The sequence below is a fragment of the Kytococcus sp. HMSC28H12 genome (assembly GCF_001816045.1).
Lineage (GTDB): Bacteria > Actinomycetota > Actinomycetes > Actinomycetales > Dermatophilaceae > Kytococcus > Kytococcus schroeteri.
The window spans coordinates 1-5,802 of the sequence record NZ_KV824346.1; the positions used below are offsets into that span (position 1 = coordinate 1).

Annotated in this window: 4 protein-coding genes; 2 read left to right on the forward strand and 2 right to left on the reverse strand. The window is 73.2% G+C overall.

The genetic code is table 11. From position 1 onward, the window contains the following. Window positions 1–100 precede the first annotated feature (100 nt). Both HMPREF3099_RS03395 and HMPREF3099_RS03400 read left to right on the forward strand, forming a co-directional pair. Window positions 101–682, forward strand: coding sequence for an adenine phosphoribosyltransferase (locus tag HMPREF3099_RS03395; protein WP_083323458.1), 582 nt, complete (start codon window positions 101–103; stop codon window positions 680–682). Between the two features lie 105 nt (window positions 683–787). Next, the gene (locus tag HMPREF3099_RS03400; RefSeq protein WP_070703954.1) at window positions 788–3,013 is read left to right on the forward strand and encodes a RelA/SpoT family protein; all 2,226 of its coding nucleotides are present in this window, start codon (window positions 788–790) and stop codon (window positions 3,011–3,013) included. Between the two features lie 37 nt (window positions 3,014–3,050). Here the strand turns inward: HMPREF3099_RS03400 and HMPREF3099_RS03405 are convergent, their stop codons facing one another. Next, on the reverse strand, window positions 3,051–4,379 hold the full coding sequence (locus HMPREF3099_RS03405) for a M18 family aminopeptidase (protein WP_070703956.1): 1,329 nt from the start codon (window positions 4,377–4,379) through the stop codon (window positions 3,051–3,053). Then, the coding region (locus tag HMPREF3099_RS03410) for a DUF349 domain-containing protein (RefSeq protein WP_237769723.1) at window positions 4,376–5,802 on the reverse strand (1,427 nt) is incomplete at its 5' end. The genes HMPREF3099_RS03410 and HMPREF3099_RS03405, both read right to left, overlap by 4 nt.

Consider the following 5,802-nt stretch of genomic DNA (forward strand, 5'->3'; position numbering starts at 1 on the left):
CGACGACCGCCGTGCCGGTGGCCGCCGGGGCCCCCTCCACGGGTGAGGGGCGCACCATCGCCACCGGTCGTCCCCGCCACCCCGCCGCCTGGGGCTCCCAGTGAGCGCCCCGGTGCACGGCGCCCAGGGCGCCGAGGAGCTGCCGCAGGGCGAGGCCCTCACCGAGCTCGTGGCCTCGCGCCTCGACGACATCCCGGACTTCCCGCAGCCGGGCGTGGTGTTCAAGGACTTCACCCCGCTGCTGCGCGACCCGCACGCCAGCCGTGCGGTGGTGCACGACGTGGTGCGCCGCCGCGCCGGGTCGGTGGACGTCGTGGTGGGCATCGAGGCCAGGGGGTTCATCCTGGGCGCGGCCATGGCCTATGCGATGGGCGTGGGCTTCGTGCCCGTGCGCAAGGCCGGCAAGCTGCCCGGCGAGACCCTCTCGGCCAGCTACACCCTCGAGTACGGCACGGCCACCATCGAGGTGCACACCGGCGCCCTGCAGCCCGGTGACCGCGTGCTCGTGGTGGACGACGTGCTGGCCACCGGCGGCACCGCGGCCGCCTGCGTGCAGCTCGTGCGCGAGGCCGGGGCGGAGGTCGCCGGCGTCGAGGTGGTGCTGGAGCTCGGCTTCCTCGACGGTCGCGCCGCGCTCGAGGACGTGGGGGTGGACGTGGTGAGCCTGCTCGTCCAGGAGTGAGACCACCCCACCGCACCCAGGGCCCTGCCGGCACTCGCCGGCGGGGCCCTGTCCGTTGCGTCACGTCGGCACCGGTGAGGGTGTGACGCCGCGTATCATCCCGACATGAGCCAGCAGACGCGCCCCACGACGGGCTGGACCGTGCGCGAACGCCTGGCCCGACTGGGGACCTCCCGCACCGACACCCCCGAGCTGGCCCCCCTCATGCGCCGCCTGCGCCAGCGCGGCGACAAGGCCGACCTCTCGGTGGTGGAACGCGCCTACCAGGTCGCCGCCCGGGCGCACGAGGGCCAGGTCCGCAAGAGCGGGGACCCGTACATCACCCACCCGGTGGCCGTGGCCGGCCTGCTGGCCGACCTCGGTATGGACGCCTCCACGGTGGCCGCCGCCCTGCTCCACGACACGGTGGAGGACACGCCCTACAGCCAGGAGCAGCTGGAGGCCGACTTCGGCCCGGAGATCGCCCTGCTCGTGGACGGCGTCACCAAGCTCGACAAAGTGGAGTACGGCGACAGTGCGCAGGCCGAGACCGTGCGCAAGATGGTCGTGGCCATGTCCAAGGACATCCGGGTGCTGGTCATCAAGCTGGCCGACCGGCTGCACAACGCGCGCACCTGGCGCTACGTCTCGGCGGCCAGTGCCCGCCGCAAGGCCGTGGAGACCCTGGACATCTACACCCCGCTGGCGCACCGGTTGGGCATGAACGCCGTCAAGTGGGAGCTGGAGGACCTGTCCTTCCGCTTCAGCCAGCCCGAGGTGTACGAGGCCGTGGTGCGGCAGGTGGCCGCCGCCGCGCCGGAGCGCGAGAAGTACCTGGGGGAGATCCGCCAGCGCCTCGAGGGCGCCATGGCCGAGGCCCGGCTGCCGGGCGTCATCACCGGGCGCGAGAAGCACTACTGGTCGATCTACCAGAAGATGACGGTGCGCGGCCGGGCCTTCGAGGACATCCACGACCTCGTGGCCCTGCGCATCCTCGTGCAGGACGTCTCGGACTGCTACCACGCCCTGGGCCTGGTGCACTCGATGTTCACCCCGCTGCCCAACCGCATCAAGGACTACATCGCCACCCCCAAGGGCAACGGCTACCAGTCGCTGCACACCACGGTGATGGGCACCGGCGGCAAGCCGGTGGAGATCCAGATCCGCACGCACGACATGCACCGCCTGGCCGAGTACGGCGTGGCCGCGCACTGGCGCTACAAGCAGGGCGGGCAGCCGCAGCGCTCCACCCAGGACCTCTCGTGGCTCCGGGAGACCATGGACCTCGCGGTGGACGCCAGCAGCGAGGACTTCATGGACACGCTGCGCTTCCAGATCTCCTCCCCGGAAGTCTTCGTCTTCACGCCCAAGGGCAAGATCGTGTCGCTGGCCCAGGGCTCGACCCCGGTGGACATGGCCTACGCCATCCACACCGACGTGGGGCACAAGGCGGTGGGCGCCACGGTCAACGGCCGGATGGTGCCGCTGGACACCCAGCTGGCCAACGGCGACTCGGTGGAGATCCTCACTGCCAAGGGCGAGGGGGCCGGCCCCTCGCGCGACTGGTTCACCTTCGTGGCCACGCCCCGGGCCCGGTCCAAGATCAAGCAGTGGTTCAGCCGGGAGCGCAAGGCGGAAATGACCGCCGCCGGCCACGACATGCTCGTGCGCGCCCTGCGCAAGGCCGACCTGCCGGTCAAGCAGTGGACCCGCCCGGAGGCCCTGCAGCCGGTGGTGGAGAAGCTCAGCGTGCACGACCGGGACGGCGTGTTCCAGGCCGTGGGGGAGCGGCGTGCCTCGGTGGAGCACGTCATCGAGCTGCTGCGCCAGGCCCACGGCATGGAGGAGCCCGAGCCGCTGGTTCCCGCCGATGCCGTGGCCGCGCCGACGCGTCGTCGTCACCCCGGCGAGGCACCGGTGCACATCGTGGGCTCGGACGACGTGTGGAGCCACCTGGCGGTGTGCTGCGCGCCGGTGCCGGGCGACGACATCGTGGGCTACGTGACCACGGGCCGTGGCGTCTCGGTGCACCGCCGTGACTGCCCGAACGTGGAGCAGCTCGTGCAGAGCCCGGAGAGGATGGTGCGTGTGGCCTGGGACGAACGACCGCGGGGCGCGTTCACCGCGCGCCTGGTCATGGAGGGACTCGACCGGGAGGGGCTGCTGGCCGACGTGATGCGGGTGACCGCCGAGCTGGGGCTGGTGCTCTCCGACGTGGCCTTCTCCTCCCCGGACGGGCGCACCGCCTACGGTCGGCTGGAGTTCGAGCTGGCCGAGGTGGACTATCTCGACCACGTGGTGTCCACGCTCAAGCAGATCCGCGGCATCTACTCCGTGACCCGCGCCGCCTGAGGGCGACGCGGGTCACGGGGGCGGGGCCGGACGGCCCTCAGGCGGGGTCGAGGAAGGCCGCCAGGCAGGCCGCGTACATGGCCTGGTCGGCGGTGCCGCACACCTCGCGGATGCTGTGCATCGACAGCGTGGGGGCGCCGAAGTCCACCGTGGTGGAGCCGGTGAGTGCCGCCGTCATCGGGCCCACCGTGCTGCCGCAGGGCAGGTCCGAGCGCACCACGAACTCCTGCATCGGCACCCCGGCCTGCTGGCAGGCCAGGCGGAAGGCCGCCGTGCCCAGTCCGTCGGTGGCGTAGCGCCCGTTGGTGTTGACCTTGAGCACCGGTCCGCCGTTGACGGCGATGTGGTGGCCGGGCTCGTGGCGGTCGGCGTAGTTGGGGTGGGTGGCGTGCGCCATGTCGCCCGAGGCGATGACCGTGGAGGCCAGCGCCCGCAGGTGGTCCTGGCGGTCGCCGCCGCGGGCCAGCACGATGCGCTCGAGCACGGCCGGCAGCAGCTGGGAGAAGGCGCCGCGCTCGGTCATCGAGCCGACCTCCTCGTGGTCGAACAGCGCGATGAGCGGGATGGCCGCGCCGTCGCCCACGGGCGACCCCACGGCATCGAGCAGGGCGCGCACCGCCGCGTAGGAGGTGGCCAGGTTGTCCAGCCGGGCCGAGGCGATGAGGCCCCCGTCCAGGCCGATGCGGGCCGCCCCGGTGAGGTCGTAGGCCATGAGGTCCCAGCCGAGGATGTCCGCCTCGGCCACGCCCAGGCGCCCGGCCAGCCAGGTGGTGAAGGCCGGCGCGTCGGGGGAGACCGACCAGTGCGGCACGAGGTGGCGCTGCGCGTTGAGGGCCTCGCCCTCGCGCACGTCCCGGTCGAGGTGGATGGCCAGGCGCGAGACGCGCAGCAGGGCCTCGTCCACGTCGAGCAGCTCGGTGCGCACGCCGTCGGTGCCCTGCGGGTCGCGCAGGGTCACCCGGCCGGCCAGGCCCAGGTCGCGGTCGAGCCACGAGTTGGTGATGAGCCCGCCGTAGGGCTCCACCGCCAACTGGGCGAACCCGGCCGAGGACACGTCCGGGCGCGGCTTGATGCGCAGCGTCGGCGAGTCGGTGTGGGCACCCACCACGCGGAAGCCGGTGGCCGGACCGGCACCGGCCGGGAGGTGCTCGGTGCTCCACGCCACGAGGGAGCCGCCGCGCACCAGGTAGTGGCGCCCCGGGCCCTCGGGGAAGGCCTGCGTCTCGTCCACCTCGGTGAACCCGGCACCCTCCAGCAGCGCGGCGGCCGAGGCCACCGCGTGGAAGGGGGTGGGGGAGTCGTCCAGGTAGGCGATGAGGCCGGCGGCCACCTCGTCGGTGTCGAACCGGTCCAGCCGCGCCATCATGCCTCCCCGCCGAACTCGGCCACTCCCTGCTGCGCCTGGTCGAGCCACGCCTGCTTGGTCTCCAGCTCCTTGCGCACCTTGGCGGCGCGCTTCTCGTCGCCGGCGGCCTCGGCCTTGGCCAGCTTGGCCTGCAGGTCCTCCACGGCGCCCTGCAGCTGGGTGGCGAAGAGGCTGGCGCGCTGGGCGTGCTCCGGCGAGGTCTTCTTCCACTGCAGGTCCTCGGCCTCGCGGACGGCCTGCTCCACGGCGCGCATGCGGCCCTCGATGCGCTTGACGTCGGCGCGCGGCACCATGCCGGCGGCCTCGAAGCGCTCCTGGATGCCACGCAGCTGACGCTTGGTGGTGTCCAGGTCCTTGACCGGCAGCAGCGCCTCGGCCTCGGCCAGGAGGGCCTCCTTGGCGGGCAGGTTGGCGGCGTACTCCTCGTCCTTGGCGGCGGCCTCGGCGTCCTTGGCGTTGAAGAACTGGTCCTGGGCGGCGCGGAACTGCTGCCACAGGGCGTCGTCCACCGAGCGCTGGGCGCGGCCGGCGCGCTTCCAGTCCTGCATGAGGCGCTTGAACGCCCCCGCGGTGCGCGGGTCGTCGGTGCGGGTGGCCAGGCGCTGGGCCTCCTTGACGAGCTCCTCCTTGACCACGCGGGCCTGGTCGCGCTCGGCGTCCAGCCGGGCGAAGTGGGCCTTGCGCACCTTGTCGAAGGTGTTGCGGGCACTGGCCAGGCGCTGCCAGAGCTCGTTCTCGGTGGGCTTGTCCAGGCGGATCTGGGCGCGCTGCATCGCCTTCCAGTCGTCCACCATGTGCCGCATGCGGTCGCTGGCGGCCTTCCACTGCATCTGCGCCGGGTCGGTGGCGGCCAGGGTCTCGGCCTCCACCACGAGCTTCTCGCGCTCGGCGGCGGCCTCGGCGCGGGCCTCGGCGCGCTGCGCCTGGTCGCTGCGCTCCTTGTCGCGCAGGGCCTCGGTGAGCTCGTCGAGCACCGAGGAGAGGGTGGCGTAGTCGCCCACCATCGGCGTCTCGGCCAGATGGGTGCGCACGGCCTCCAGGGACTGGCGGCCCTCGGCGGCGGTCACGCTGCCGGCGTGGATGCGCTGGGCCAGGAGCACGGTGGAGGCCACGACCTCGTCGAACTTGCGCACGAAGTAGGCCACGGCGTCGGCGGCGTCCGCGCCCGGGTAGCTGCCCACCACGGTGGTGGTGCCGTCGGCGTCGGTGCGCACGACCTCGCCGGACTCGGCGAGCGAGCCGAAGGCGGACTGGTCGGTCTCGGTGAGGGCCGAGGTGTCCACCAGCGGGCCGGGCACCGGAGTGGGGGTGAACGAGGCGCGCTGGGCGGCCGGGCGCTGGCGGCCCTCGCCGCGTGCGGCGCCCTTCTCGGCATCGGGGGAACCGCCCACCGGGGTCACCGGCGGGGCGGGGCGCTTGCGGG